This is a genomic window from Micromonospora sp. URMC 107 (genome assembly GCF_051386315.1).
In the GTDB taxonomy this organism is placed as follows: domain Bacteria; phylum Actinomycetota; class Actinomycetes; order Mycobacteriales; family Micromonosporaceae; genus Micromonospora.
The window spans coordinates 1-13,427 of sequence record NZ_JBPQTK010000148.1 but is presented as its reverse complement, the minus strand read 5'-3'; the positions used below and the strand labels follow the sequence as shown (position 1 = coordinate 13,427).

At 74.2% G+C, this 13,427-nt stretch carries 13 protein-coding genes; 3 read left to right on the top strand and 10 right to left on the bottom strand.

The window, feature by feature from the left end:
* The coding region (locus tag ACSNN9_RS24730) for a TauD/TfdA family dioxygenase (RefSeq protein ID WP_436675615.1) at window positions 1-1,020 on the bottom strand (1,020 nt) is incomplete at its 3' end.
* Between the two features lie 992 nt (window positions 1,021-2,012).
* On the opposite strand from ACSNN9_RS24730, the gene ACSNN9_RS24725 reads away from it, so the two are divergent.
* Window positions 2,013-3,275: an ATP-grasp domain-containing protein gene (locus ACSNN9_RS24725; protein WP_436675614.1), complete on the top strand. Its 1,263-nt coding sequence runs from the start codon at window positions 2,013-2,015 to the stop codon at window positions 3,273-3,275.
* 160 nt (window positions 3,276-3,435) lie between these two features.
* Here the strand turns inward: ACSNN9_RS24725 and ACSNN9_RS24720 are convergent, their stop codons facing one another.
* From ACSNN9_RS24720 to ACSNN9_RS24705, 4 genes are all read right to left on the bottom strand, one after another.
* Window positions 3,436-3,711 carry a hypothetical protein gene (locus ACSNN9_RS24720; RefSeq protein WP_436675613.1) on the bottom strand — a complete coding sequence of 92 codons (276 nt, stop codon included), beginning with the start codon at window positions 3,709-3,711 and terminating at the stop codon, window positions 3,436-3,438.
* A gap of 100 nt (window positions 3,712-3,811) precedes the next feature.
* Window positions 3,812-5,104, bottom strand: a complete 1,293-nt coding sequence (locus ACSNN9_RS24715) for an RNA polymerase sigma factor (RefSeq protein ID WP_436675612.1) — start codon at window positions 5,102-5,104, stop codon at window positions 3,812-3,814.
* A 5-nt stretch (window positions 5,105-5,109) separates the two neighbouring features.
* Window positions 5,110-5,451: a YciI family protein gene (locus tag ACSNN9_RS24710; RefSeq protein ID WP_436675616.1), complete on the bottom strand. Its 342-nt coding sequence runs from the start codon at window positions 5,449-5,451 to the stop codon at window positions 5,110-5,112.
* Window positions 5,452-5,672: 221 nt separating this feature from the next.
* A complete protein-coding gene (locus ACSNN9_RS24705) occupies window positions 5,673-7,619 on the bottom strand; it encodes a SpoIIE family protein phosphatase (RefSeq protein ID WP_436675611.1) in 1,947 nt (648 codons plus the stop codon).
* 326 nt (window positions 7,620-7,945) lie between these two features.
* On the opposite strand from ACSNN9_RS24705, the gene ACSNN9_RS24700 reads away from it, so the two are divergent.
* Window positions 7,946-9,061 carry a DUF4185 domain-containing protein gene (locus tag ACSNN9_RS24700; protein WP_436675610.1) on the top strand — a complete coding sequence of 372 codons (1,116 nt, stop codon included), beginning with the start codon at window positions 7,946-7,948 and terminating at the stop codon, window positions 9,059-9,061.
* Window positions 9,062-9,160: 99 nt separating this feature from the next.
* Window positions 9,161-9,328, top strand: a complete 168-nt coding sequence (locus ACSNN9_RS24695; protein ID WP_436675609.1) for a hypothetical protein — start codon at window positions 9,161-9,163, stop codon at window positions 9,326-9,328.
* Window positions 9,329-9,331: 3 nt separating this feature from the next.
* Here the strand turns inward: ACSNN9_RS24695 and ACSNN9_RS24690 are convergent, their stop codons facing one another.
* From ACSNN9_RS24690 to ACSNN9_RS24670, 5 genes are all read right to left on the bottom strand, one after another.
* Complete coding sequence (locus tag ACSNN9_RS24690) at window positions 9,332-10,465, bottom strand: FUSC family protein (RefSeq protein WP_436675608.1); 1,134 nt, start codon at window positions 10,463-10,465, stop codon at window positions 9,332-9,334.
* 34 nt (window positions 10,466-10,499) lie between these two features.
* A complete protein-coding gene (locus ACSNN9_RS24685; RefSeq protein WP_436675607.1) occupies window positions 10,500-10,874 on the bottom strand; it encodes a sensory rhodopsin transducer in 375 nt (124 codons plus the stop codon).
* Entirely contained in the window at window positions 10,874-12,091 is a 1,218-nt protein-coding gene (locus ACSNN9_RS24680; protein WP_436675606.1) for a D-arabinono-1,4-lactone oxidase, read from the bottom strand. The genes ACSNN9_RS24685 and ACSNN9_RS24680 overlap by 1 nt, the downstream gene beginning before the upstream one ends.
* Before the next feature lie 31 nt (window positions 12,092-12,122).
* Window positions 12,123-12,392 carry a potassium transporter TrkA gene (locus ACSNN9_RS24675; protein WP_436675605.1) on the bottom strand — a complete coding sequence of 90 codons (270 nt, stop codon included), beginning with the start codon at window positions 12,390-12,392 and terminating at the stop codon, window positions 12,123-12,125.
* Window positions 12,393-12,508: 116 nt separating this feature from the next.
* Window positions 12,509-13,273, bottom strand: a complete 765-nt coding sequence (locus ACSNN9_RS24670; protein ID WP_436675604.1) for a rod shape-determining protein — start codon at window positions 13,271-13,273, stop codon at window positions 12,509-12,511.
* Between the last annotated feature and the right edge of the window lie 154 nt (window positions 13,274-13,427).

The following is a 13,427-nucleotide window of genomic DNA, read 5'->3' as shown; positions in this document are numbered from 1 at the left end:
GGGCATGACGGGGTGGACGACGCGGTCCCGCGCGGAGGGGCGGAAGGGGCGGCTGCGGCGCAGGTCCCGGACGGTGGTCGCCCGGCGCAGCCACCGGTCGGTGCCGTCGTGGCGGGCCGGGAAGGGCCGGCGGCCGTGCAGCGCCCGGTGGTTGTCGACCAGCAGCAGGTCCCCCGGCTCCAGCACCACGTCGGTGACGTGGTCGGAGAGCAGGCCGATCAGGGTCCGCAGGGCCTCGGCCGCCCTGGCGTCACCGGGCACCGCGCGCATGTAGGGCGGGTCGAGCCGGATGTAGGGGTCGGCGCGGCTGCCGTAGAGCACCGGTGCCGCGACGGGCTGGAACCCGGCGGCCACGCCGAACGCGGTCAGGTTGCGCCGGTGTTCGTCGTCGGGGTCGATCAGGTAGCGCGCCTCGAACAGCACGTCGAACTCGGCGGCACTGACGTCGACCGCCTCGACGCCGACGACGGTGGTGGCGGTGCCGTGCGGGTTGCGCAGGCACAGCAGCGCGAGGTTGTCGCAGCGGTGCTCGTGGAAGGCGTCCTCCACGTGCAGGTCCAGCACCACGTCGCTGCTGTGGCCGGTCTGCTGGCGCTCCTGCCCGGTGATCGGGTGGATGTCGTTGAGGAGCCGCCCGTCCTGCAGCGAGGCCCAGGAGACCAGGTCGCCGAGCTGGGCGGTGACCAGTGTGAGCCAGAAGTCCTCGGGCCCGTCGACGACGGCCGCACGGTCACGCCAGTGCGCCGGGGTCGGGGGCAGCTCGGCCTCGGCGACCGGGAAGCCCCGGATCACCCCGGCGGCGTGGCACTCCTGATAGCGCAGCGCGGCCAGGAAGTCGAGCACCCGTGCCGGGAGGTGGCGGCCGGCGGTGGCGGCGTGTTCCAGGAACGACAGGTCGGTCGGGTCGGCGTACCGCTCGCGCAGCCCGTCGATGAGAAGGAGGACCGCGCGGACCTCGCCCGAGGCCAGCTCGAGCTCGCGCACGGGCACGCTGGAGCCACGCTCCAAGGTGTCACGCATCCGGGGTTTCCTTTCACCGACGGACAGCACCGCGTCCGACGGGCACGCCGGTCGAGAGGACAGGGGTGGCCCGATCGGATCGGTCGGGGCGAAGCCCAGGGGAGACCGATTCCTCGATGTGCGGCGAGGCCGAAGTCCCGCGCGGGCCTCGCGAATGGGTTTGGACCGTTAGATCGATTCCCTACTGACGTAATGGGAAAATAGCGTCGGTGAGGACGACGGCTGACGCCGGGGAACCGCACCCACGCACCGTGAAGGACATTCCACAGAGAGCTTTCCCCATTCCGCGCAGAAGGTGCCTCCGGCCGATGCGGGGTGAAGCTAACACCGGTCAGGAGGCCTGTCAATGGTCGATAAACGCTCAATTCGGGCGGCCAGGTGAACCTATGCCGCTGCCATTTCACCGCTACTTGGCGCGTGAATGCACCCCCTAAATCCACAAAGTACGTGCCGTTGACAGCCCTATCGGCGGGTGTTACGTTCGCCCCTGCCCGGCGGAATCGCGCCCCCGTGAGGTATTTGGACCGGTCACCGGAGAACCGATCCGCATTGCCGGACAAGGACGCCGGTGCATCCCGGTGAAAGCGCGAGAGAAAGGACGGTCGCGCCGAATGGGAGCCGCCGGACGCCCTTTACGGTTCACGGCGCGCCCGGTGTGGACGGCCTGATCCGGGGGCGCGCCCGCGAACGCCGACGCCGAGGTCCACTCCGCACGGCGGCCCCCGCGCCTTGCCGTCACCACCATCCGCGGCCGTGGCCAGTCGGTCCACGGGCGACGGTCGGCACCGCGTGAGCCCGTCCGGCCGCCGTCGTGTCGCCGCTCGCCGCCGTCGGGCACGGCGGGACGCCGCCGTGCGACCGCCGGGGTCCGGTCACGGCCGGGTCACCCGCCGGTATCCAGTCACGGCCACCGGACCGACCACCATGGTTGGATGCACGTCGTCCACCCGTGACCCGGCTGGCGCACCGGCACACCGAGAGAGGTCACCGACGTGAACGTCGTCTTCTGCAAGTGGGACGAAGAGCCCATCCGCCACTTCCTCGACCGCGGTGCCGCGATGATCCTCGTCGTCGACCGCTCGGACGTGACCTGGGCCGAGATGCCCGACGAGCTGCTGGCGGCGATGGTCCGGGTCTACGAGGTCGAGAGCACCGACTCGATCGACGAGATGACGGCGGTCAGCGTCGACATCGCGCTGTCCGGGCTGCGCGTGGACCGCGTCGTCGCCTCCCACGAGCAGGCGCTGTACGGGGCCAGCCTGCTCAGCCAGCGCCTGGGCGTGGACCCGGACGCGCTGGCGGTGGTCAGCGGCGTGCGCGACAAGCGCGACATGAAGGCCCGGGTGGAGCGCGCCGGGCTGCGGGTCGCCCGCTACGGCACCATCACCGCCCGCGACGGCGCGGCCGAACTCGCCGCGCTCGCCGAGCGCGTCGGTTTTCCCATGGTCGTCAAGCCGGTCAACGGGATGGCCACCATCGCCACCGTCCGGGTCCACGACGCCGCCGAGCTGCACAAGGTGGTGACCGAGTTCGACTACGGACCGGGCGGCATCCGCTCCCGGCAGTTGGTCGCCGAGGAGTCCCTGTCCGGCCACGAGTACCACGTGGACGCCGTGTGGCGCGACGACGAGCCGTGGGTCTTCGCGGTCAGCCGGTACTTCTGCCCCCGGCTGGTGCTCAACGAGGAGGGCGGGGTCAACGGCTCCTACATCCTGGCCGAGCGCGACCACCCCGAGCTCTACGCCCGGACCCGGGAGCTGCACGTCGCGGCCAACGCCGCCCTGGGCATCCGGCGGGGCATCACCCACCTGGAGATGTTCCGCACCCCCGGCTGCGACGAGCTGACCTTCTCCGAGGTCGCGTGGCGCACCGGCGGCGGCGGCGCGATCACCGTCGTCGCCCACAAGTACGGCCCGAGCCTCAACGCCGTCTGGGCCGAGGAGACGATGGACGGCGAGCGTGACCGGCTGCCCTGGAAGGCCGAAGCGCCGTTTCCCTACGTGGGCTGGCTGAACGTGACCCCCGAGGCCTCCGGCGTCATCACCGCGCTGCCCGCCACCGAGGAGCTGCTGCGCCACCCCAACGTCCTGGCGGTGGAGCCGCTGCGCGAGGTCGGCTCCCCGATCACCCTCGCCCACCCCTCGGTGTGGTGCCTGTTCATCGTCATCGGCACCGAGACGGAGGAGGAGATGGTCCGGCTCGCCGAGGAGCTCAACCGGAACGTGCGCATCGAGGTCGAGCCGGCCCCCGCCTGACGCGGCGGTCGGCGCCGGTGGCCGGACGACCGCCGGCGGGCCGTGCGAACGACCGGAGCGCCGCGCGCCCGGACTCAGCCGGCGAACGGTGGCAGCGCCGCGAAGCCGGGGTGCAGCTCGACCTGCCGGGCGAGCTGGGCCATCACCTGGCGCACCCGGGTCAGCGGGTGCTGCGGGAACCGCGCGTCGTACGCCGGGTCGTCGGCGACGTGCGACGGCAGGCCGCCCTCGCCGTCGGGCCCGTACGGGTGGGGCCGGAAGTAGTTCGCGGGGCCGCCATCCCCCGCCGCAGCGCGGCCGGATCCGTCAGCGGGGCGGGCAGGTCGGGAACCAGGTCGAAGAAGGTCGCCTGGATCACGATCCGCTCGTCGTTGGCCCAGCTGTCCGTGGCCACCTGGTGGATCCCGGCAAGGAGGAAACGCCGGAAGGGATGCATGGGCTCCGATCGTGCCAGATCATCCGCGCCCTGGGCCGGGCGGGCGGCACCTCCCCTCCCCCGCCCGCACGGCGCGCGGACCCGGCCGGGCCGGCTGTCGTCACGTTCCCGACGGGCGGGGCCGCTCGATCGCCTCCAGCCTGCGTCGCAGGAGGGCCCGCTCGGGTCCGGTGCCGGCCAGGCCGAGCGCCTCCCGATACGCCTCGGCGGCCTCGGCGTGCCGGCCGAGGCGGTGCAGCAGGTCGGCCCGGGCGGCCGGGTAGGGGTGGTGCCCCCGCAGCAGCGGTTCGTCGGCCAGCTCGTCCAGCAGCGCCAGGCCGGCCCTCGGGCCGTCGCGCATCGCCACGGCGGCGGCCCGGTTCAGCGCCACGACCGGGGACGGCGCGAGGGCGAGCAGCACGTCGTAGAGCGCCACGATCTGCGGCCAGTCGGTGGTGGCGAGGTCCGCCGCCTCGACGTGCAGGGCGGCGATCGCGGCCTGCACGCCGTACGGGCCGGGCGGGCCGCCGGTCAGCGCGACGGGCACCAGGTCGAGGCCCTCGGCGATCATCGGGCGGTCCCAGCGGCCCCGGTCCTGCTCGTCGAGCAGCACCAGTTCGTCGTTCGGGCCGGTGCGGGCCTCGCGGCGGGCGTGGACCAGCAGCATGAGCGCGAGCAGCCCGGCGACCTCCCGTTCGGCGGGCAGCAACCGGCGCAGGATCCGGGCCAGCCGGATGGCCTCCTCGGCGAGGTCGAGCCGCTGCAGACGCGGGCCGCCGCTGGCCGCGTATCCCTCGGTGAAGATCGAATACACGGCCTGGAGCACTCCCGGCAGCCGTTGCGGCAGCTCCTGCGCGTCGGGCACGCGGAACGGGATCCGGGCCTCGTGGATCTTCTTCTTCGCCCGGGTGATCCGCTTGGCCATCGTCGGCGTCGGCAGCAGGAAGGCCCGGGCCACCTCGGGCGTGGTCAGCCCGGCCAGGTAGCGCAGGGTCAGCGCCCCGCGGTCCTCGGCCGCGAGCGCCGGGTGCGCGCAGGTGAAGAAGAGCTGGAGCCGCTCGTCCGGCAGCCCGCCGTCCGTCCCGGCGGCGGGGGTGGGGTCCGCCCGGTCCGCCTCCGCCTGGAGGATGGCCAGCCGCGCGGCGAGGGCCTGGTCCCGGCGCAGCCGGTCGACCGCCCTGCGGCGCGCCGTGGTCATCAGCCAGGCGCCGGGCCTGGGCGGAACGCCGTCGACCGGCCACCGCGCCAGCGCCGCCTCGACGGCCTCGGAGGTGACCTCCTCGGCCAGGTCGAGGTCGCCGAAGCGGCGGACGAGGGCCGCCAGCAGTCGACCGCGTTCCTCACGGAACACCGCCTCCACGACCGCCGCCGGCGCCTCTTCCGTCCCCCCGGTGCCGGCGGGCGTTCCGCCCACCGCGCTCAGCTCCCGAACTCGGCGACCGGCCGGACCACGACGGAGCCGCCCCCGCGCGCGCCGGGGCAGCGCGCCGCCCAGTCGAGCGCGACGTCGAGATCCGGCACGTCGATCACGTAGAAGCCGCCGAGGATCTCGCGGGTCTCGGCGAACGGCCCGTCGGTGACGGTTCGCCTGCCGTCCTGGCCGACCCGCACCGTGGTGGCGGTGACCAGGTCCGCCAGCGACTCGCCGGAGACCAGGACCCCCGCCTCACGCACCTGCTTGTCGTAGGCCATCCAGTCGCCGACGTCACACCCGTCGGCCCCGCCGTCCTCGCCGACCGCACCGGCGTTGATGAGCAACATGTACTTCACGATCCGACTCCCTCGTGTCGCGTCCCTGTCGTACGGCAGGACCGCCGTACGCCCTCACTACGGACGGGGGACGGCCGATTGGACAGCCCGCCCGGATCTTTTTTCGAGACGGGGTCCGGGGCGGGCCCGCGCCCGTGACGGCCCGCCGACTCCGGCGCCGCCACCAGGATGCCTCCCGTGGCGGCGGGCGACCACGCGGCTGTCCGGTCCGACTACCGCTGGTGCCCGGTGTCGCTTCCGCTCGCGCTGGCCTCCGGCAGCAGGTGCCCCAGCCCGGTCAGTTCCAGCACACCGCGGGCCGGGCTCTGCCCGGTGGCGGTGACGCGCAGGCTCGTGATGATCCGACCGACCTCGTGCAGGATCTTCACGCCGGTGCTGCTCAGGTGGGTGACCGGGGTGAGGTCGATGGTCAGCGGCAGGCTGCCGCCGCGGCTGGCCTGCATGATCGCGGCGCGCAGCTGCGGGCCGGTGACCAGGTCCACCGGCCCCTGCACCCGCAGCACCCGACCCGTCGGCGCCTCCATGACGGCGACCGCGAACTCATCGACGACGGTGGCCCGCTTGTGGGGGCCGGCCGCCTGGGCGGTGGCCACGGTGGTGACGTTGGCGGCCTGGCCGATGTGGTGGTGCATGCTGACGGTGGTGCCCGCCCCGGTGTGCCGGACCTCCACCCGGTCGACGAGCCCGCGGATCATCGTCAGTCCACGGCCGCGGCCCCCCGGGTCGGGGACCGGTGGCCGCCACCGTCCCTGGTCGGCGCAGGTGACGTGCACGACGCCCTGGTCGTCCAGGGTGCCGTGCACCGTGAACGTCCCGGCCGTGCCGCTCGGGTAGGCGTGGTCGATGGCGTTGGTCGCGGCCTCCCCTGCGGCGTGCACGAGGTCACTCGCGTCCGGGCCGCTGGCCCCGATCCGGGTGAGCCAGTCGCTCATCTGCCGACGCATCGGGCGTAGCGCCGTCGTGTCGGCGGGAAGGGTCAGGTGCAGGGGCGCGACGGGCTTCGGCAGGAGGTGGGCGGCGAGGAGCGTGGTGTCGTCGCCGAAGCCGCCGCCGGCCAGGGCGAGACGCTCCGTGACGAGGGTGCAGATTCGGTCGGGTAGCCGCTGCGGGACGGTGGTGGGCTCGGTCAGCATTCCTCGCCGAGCTGCCGTGGCGGTGTCCGCCAGGACTCGGGCGCCCTCGCGCAGGCTCTGCCGGGGTCGCTCGATCAGGCCGTCGGTGTAGAGCAGCAGAACGTCGTCGGCCCGCAGCTGGCAGGCGTGGACCGGGGCGGGGTCGGCTCCGGTGCCCAGGGGTCCCGCGGGCGCCAGCGGCAGGTACCGGCTGTCGCCGCTGGCGCCGATCACCAGCGGCGCCGGGTGTCCGTGGCTGCCCGCCTCGAGCGCCCCGCTGGTGGGGTCGAGCACCGCGAGGCAGGTGGTGGCGGCCCGGGTCGCCGGGGTGCGCGCCGCGAAGTCGTCCAGGGCGGCCAGCACCTGCGGCAGGCCGCCACCGGTCTGCAACGCCTGCCGGGCGACCGTGCGGAGTTGCCCCATGGCCGCCGCGGCCGCGGCGCCGTGCCCGACGACGTCGCCGACGGTCAGCGCGAGCCGACCGTCGGGCAGGGGGACCGCGTCGAACCAGTCCCCGCCGGCGACCAGGTCGCTGCTCGCGACGAGGTAGTGCGCGGCGACCTGGACGTTCGGCAGGACGGGTAGCATGTCGGGCAGGAGGCTGCGTTGCAGCTCCAGGACCAGGCCGGCGGCCTGACGGTAGCGGCGTTCGGCGGTGGCGGCGGCGGTTTCGGCAGCCTGCCGGGCGGCCACCACACCGGTGGCGTCGACGGCCTGCACGATCACCCCGCGCACCGAGCCGTCCGGGTTGTGCCACGGCGCCATGTCGAACGTGTAGAAGGCTTCCGTCAGCCTGCCGTCGCCGTCCCGGTCGGTCAGGACGCGCTGCTCGTAGCCGTGCGAACGGATGCCGTGCAGGGCCTGGTCGAGCAGTTCGAAGATGTGCTGGCCGGCGAGTTCCGGCACCGCCTGCCGGAAGGGCTCACCGATCAGGCCGCTGCGGTTGCCGACGGCGGCGCGCACCGCCGGATTCGCGGCCACCACCCGCAGCTCGGGCCCTTCGAAGATCCACACGAATCCGGGCAGCTGCTCGAAGCCGTCGAGCACCGCCTGCGGATCGCCGGAAGACCAGCCTGTATGCGGATCGGCCACAGACGCTTACCCCTCACCCGTGCGCACCAGCAGCACCCTGTCATGCCCGCGCTGGCCCCGTCCAATCCGCCACGTGCAACTTCGCCGTCGACGAGTCCGGCGACCAGGCCCGCCGCCGGTCCGCGGGTGGCGTCGGGGTGCACCGGCGGTCCTTGACCACGCCGGCCGGTTGGCCGTAGGTTCCAGCCACACATCGACATCGATAGTTCGATGCGGCCGGCGCGCCCGGCCCGGTCCCCCACGTCCGCGGCCCTGCGGGCCCTTTCGCGACAAGGACGGTCATGACGATCACCCGCCGCTCGCTGCTCGGTACCGTCGCCGCCGCCGGCCTGGCCACGGCCGTCGCGCCGGTCCTCGCCCCCGGCACGGCCCGGGCCGCCTCCTGGAAGAAGCGCCTCACCGGCGCCGACCTGGACACCAACCACCGGTGGCGGGTCGCGGGCACGGACCTCGGCATCCCGTACGTGCTGGAGAACGGCTCGATCGGCTACCTGTTCGGCGACACGTTCGACACCCCGTGGCCCGAGGGCCCGCCGCTGCCCAACGACTGGCGCTCACCGGTGATGCTGCGCTCCGCCGTGCACCCGGGCACCGCCGGCGGGATCGTCTTCGACAGCGCCGCCCGCGTCGCGGGCAACGGCCGGGCCCCGGAGCTGATGCACAACGGCCACCACGGGATCGGCATCGACGGCCTCTGGGAGGTGACCGTCATCCCCAACGACGGCATCGCCTTCCCGGAGACCGGCCGCCAGCTCGTGTCGTACATGAGCATCGAGAACTGGCACTCCGCCGGCCCGGCCGGGCCGCACTGGCGGTCGCGCTACGCGGGCCTGGCCTACAGCGACAACGGCAACGACTTCGTCCGTACGCCGCTGAAGTGGTGGAACGACGGCGCCAACACCGACCCGTTCCAGATGTGGACCATGCAGCGCGACGGGGACTGGGTGTACGTCTTCTCGGTGCGCGCCGGCCGCCAGCACGGGCCGATGATGCTGCGCCGGGTCCGCTGGGACCGGCTGTTCTTCCCCGAGTCGTACGAGGGCTGGGGCTGGAACGGCAGCGACTGGGGCTGGGGCCGCCCGTGCACGCCGATCCTGACCGGCCGCTTCGGCGAGCCCTCGGTGCGGCGGCTGGCCGACGGCACCTGGGTGATGTCGTACCTCAACTGCGCCACCGGGTGCATCGTCACCCGCACGGCGGACGGGCCGGACCGGGTCTGGACGGCCGAGCGGATCCAGGTCACCTCCTGGCAGGAACCGGGCCTCTACGGCGGCTTCATCCACCCGTGGTCCAGCCGGCGGGCCAACGACCTGCACCTGATGGTCTCGAAGTGGACCAGGACACCCGACAACCGGAGCACCGCCTACCACGTCAGCCAGTTCGTCGGGTCGGCGTAGCAGGCGCCACCCCGCGGGTCCGCAAGGCCCGGTTCGGCCTGATCGGGGCGGTCGTCGCGCTCATCGCGGTGCTGGTGGTGCTGCTGTCCGGGCTCTCTTGTGGCGGCCCTGGCCGAGCACGGCGCGAGCGACCCGGCCGCGGCGGCGGAGCTGGTCCAGGCGGTGGTCTACGCGTCCTCACGGATGATCGAGAACGGCACCCCGGAGGCCGCCGTGCTCGCCCTCACCCGGGAGCTGCTGGGCCCCTACCTACGGCAGCAGGGCTGAGCGTCACCGGTGTCCGGCGGCGGCCCGGCGCACCAGCCGCCGCGCCTCGTCGCGGGGGACGCCCGTGGCGCGGAGCAGGTCGTTGGCGACGGTCCGCAGTTGGGACACGACGATCGTGCCGGAGAACCCCATGTCCTGCCGGCACGCCTCGCCGGCCTCCCGGACCGCCACCAGCACCCGCTCCCGCGCGGCGACGGGCTCCCGGGCGGCCAGGAACTCGCGGTGCAGCAGCCGGACCGCCTCGCCGTAGCGCTCGACGGCGGCGGGCAGGCCGGGCGGCACCGGCTCGTGGTCGCGCAGGGTGGTGCCGACTCGACGGACCAGGGTGCGGCTGTTGCGGAAGGCCCGTTCCATGTGTTCCACGCCGTGCCGGTACGCCGCCAGCACGCGGCGGCGCCGCCAGCGCAGCGGCGAGAGGCGGGCCACCTCCTCGGCGGCCTCGACGACCTCGCCGAGCCGGTCGAGTTCCGGCTCGGCGGCGCGCATCCGGTCGAGCACCTCCTCGGCCGCCCGGGCGTCGCCGCGGGCCAGCGCCTGCGCCGACGCGGTCATCTCGCGGGCGAAGACGTCCAGGGCGGGATCGGCGACGCGCCGCACGGTCCGTAACGGGTTGAGGGGGGCGACGACGAGCACGACCAGCAGGCCCACCAGTCCCCCGACCAGCGCGTTGACGGTCCGGGGCAGTTCCAGGTCGGGATTGGTCGGGGTGAGGGTGGCGACCAGCACGCCCGTACCACCTGCCTGGGTCATCAGGGCGCCCCCGCCGCGGACCAGGACCGCCGCGGCGATCGCCAGGAAGACGATGACGCCGGTCTGCCACGCCCCGGTGCCGAGCACGCCGATCAGGACGTCCCCCACGGCGATGCCGAGCACCACCCCGGCGATCAGCTCGACGGTGCGCCGGGCCCGGTTGCCGAGGGCGGCGGCGATCACACCGACCGCGGCGGCCGGGGCGAAGGTGGGGTCCTGGTTGCCCAGCACCTCGTGGGCCGCCACCCAGGACAGGGTCGCGGCCAGGCCGGCCTGCACCGCGACGATGAGGTACGTCTGCAACCGTCGGTAGGTCTCCCGGCCGGTCCGGCGCAGCCGGGAGTCCGCCCCGGCCGCCGTTGCCTGTCCGTCCCCCGCGACCCGCATGGGCGCGGATACCCGGCTCGTCCGGCACCGAACGTCAGGCGGGGTGGGCCATGACGCCGGTCAGCGCGACGACGCCGGGCAGCCGGGTGTCCTGGCGCAGGAACTGCACCACCACCGGCACCGACGAGCGCAGCAGGCAGCCGTAGGGGCGGTCGAGGCGGACGGCCTCCGGGTCGATCAGGTCGTTGATCCGCACGTGCCGGATCCGGCGCGCCCCGACCAGGATCCGGTACGGCCCGACGGGCTCGGCGTCCTCGTAGTAGACGTCCAGGCTGACCTCGGTGTCCTGGTCGGTGGCGTTGAGCACGCACAGCTGGTCGAAGCTGGTGAACCCGGGTTCGGGGCCGTGGCCGGGGAACGGCACGTGCCCGCCCGGGACGACCCAGGTCCGCGCGCCGATCTGCGCCATCACGCCTCCTCGAGCAGCCGGGCCAGGTCCGGGGTGAGGAACACGCCGTCCGGGTCCAGTCGACGACGCAACGCCTGGAAGTCGTCCCAACGGGGATAGAGCGGACGCAGCTCCCGGGCGGTGAGCCAGTGCTTCTTGCCCCAGTGCGGCCGGCCGCCGTACTGCCGGAAGACCGCCTCCATGTCCCGGAAGTACTCCTCGTACGGCAGCGAGGTGTTCTGCAGGCAGGCGATGGTCGCGGTCGGTCGGCCGTAGGCGTTGCTGAGCCAGATGTCGTCGGCGGCGATGCTGCGCACGAGCACCCGCCAGCCGGCCACCCGGCGGTGCCGTTGCCTGATCCGCCGTCGCACCTCCGCGAAGCAGGCCGGGAACGCCTCCACCGGCAGCATGTACTCGATCTCCTCGAACCGCAGCTCCCGGTGGCGGGGGATCACCTGGTGGGTGGGGGCCACGTGGACCTCGCGGGGTTCGTCCACGGCGGCCGAGCCCGGTACCCGCGGCGCGTGCCAGACCCGCTCGTCCGGCGTCTGGTCGACGCGGTTCATGACCCGGACCTGGGTCAGGTCGCTGCGGGGATACCAGTAGAAGTCCATGTTCCGGTTGGTGTGCTGCAACTCGGCCAGGTGGTCCAGCGTCCAGGCGACGGGCGCGCACCAGGACCGGCGGTGCAACTGGTAGCGGGGCTGCACGGCCAGCGTGACCCGGGTGAGGACGCCGAGGGCGCCCAGGGAGAGCCGGGCCGCCGGGAGGAGTTCGGGGTGGTGGTCCGCGCTGACGTCGACCGTCTCGCCGGTGCCGGTGACCAGCCGGACGCCGGCGACCTGCGTGGAGAGGTTGCCGAAGCCGAGGCCGGTGCCGTGGGTACCGGTGGCGGTCGCGCCGGCGATCGACTGGTAGTCCACGTCCCCGAGGTTGTCCATCGCCAGCCCCGCGTCGTACAGGCCCTCCCCGAGCGCCCCGAGCTTGGTGCCGGCGTGGACGGTGGCGAACTCGCCGTCGTCGGCGATCACCCCGGCGAGCCGGTCGAGGCTGGCCAGGATCCCGTCGGTGCGCACCAGCGGGCTGGACGAGTGTCCGGAGCCCACCGGCCGCAGCGTCGTGCCGGTCTCGCGGGCCCGCCGCACCAGCGCCCGCACCTCGTCCTCGTCGGCGGGCTCGGCGTACTCGGCCGGGGTGAACGACAGGCTGCCGGACCAGTTCACGAACCCTCGTCCCACGCCGTCTCCTCCCCCTGCCGGACGGGCGGGCTTACCCGCCGACGGGTGGGGTAGTCGTGCGGGGGTCGGGCCCGGCGACGGTGACGGTGACGTCGAGCAGGCCCAGCAGTCCGGCCAACGCGACGGCCTCGTCGCGTTCGAGGGTGATGCTGCGGGTGGCGTCGGGGTCGTCGCCGTCGGGGTAGACCAGCTCACGCCGGCCGCCGGCGTGGTAAGTCACCACCCCGATGCGCAGTCCCGCGCCGGTGGTGAACATGCGGCGGAAGCCGATTCCGGGCAGGGGGGTCAGTTCGACGTCCATCGGAACTCCAGGTGGTGGAAGGTCGAGGCGGTTCGGGCCCCGGCCGGGCAGCCGGCCGGTCGGCGGCGACGGCCGCACGGGGCCGCCCCGCGACGCCGTGCGGCACCGCCCGAGGATCAGCCGGTGAGCAGCAGGCGCAGGCCGGCGAGCGTGGCCAGGTGCGGGTCGGCGGGCATCGTGACGACCCGACCGGTCAGCGCGGCCAGTCGGGCCCCGAGTTCCGGGTGCGCCGCCCCGCCGCCGGTGATCAGCAGCCGACGTCGTCCCGGCCACGCCGGCCGGGCGCCCAGGCGTCGTACGGCGGCGGCGATCAGCGGCACCTGGTCGAGGGCGTTGGGCACGTCGACGCGCTCGGCCGCCTCGACCGCCCGGTCGGCGATGCGGGCGATCTCGGTGCGGCCGTGTCCGACGTCGACAACGACCACGTCGTCGCCGTCCAGGTCGGCCGGGCAGGCCAGGGCGGCGGCCAGCGGCTCCTCCACCGTGGCGACGCGCCCGCCGAAGGCCCGGCGAACCACCGCGACCAGGAGTTCCTTCTGCCGCAACGTGGCGGTGGCCGGCACGCCGACCACGACCGGGGAGACGTCGTCGCCGGGCCGTCCGCTCGCCGCGGCCACCACCCGCAGCAGGTGTACGCAGGCGAAGAAGTCGGCCACCACGCCGTGCCGCACCGGCCACAGCAGCTTCGTGTCGTCGGTGTCGCGCAGGTCGATGGCGGCCCGCCCGACGGCCTGGGCGCCGGCGGACGTCCACGCGACGACGGCGGGCTCGGTGACGACCGTGCCGGACGCCGGTGTCCACAGCCGCACCGTCGAGGTGCCCAGGTCCAGGGCGACGGGATGCCGCAGGCCGAGGCGGGCGTACGCGCCGGGGGTCAGCACGGGTCACCGCCCCCGCGCCGGGGTGCCCGGGCCACGGGCCGGGACCCGTCGTCGACGGACCGGGGCAGGATGGATCGATCATGATGCGGGGTCGGCATGGTGCTCCAAGCCACGGGCCCGGGGGGGGGGGGGGGGGGGGGGGGGGGGGGGGGGG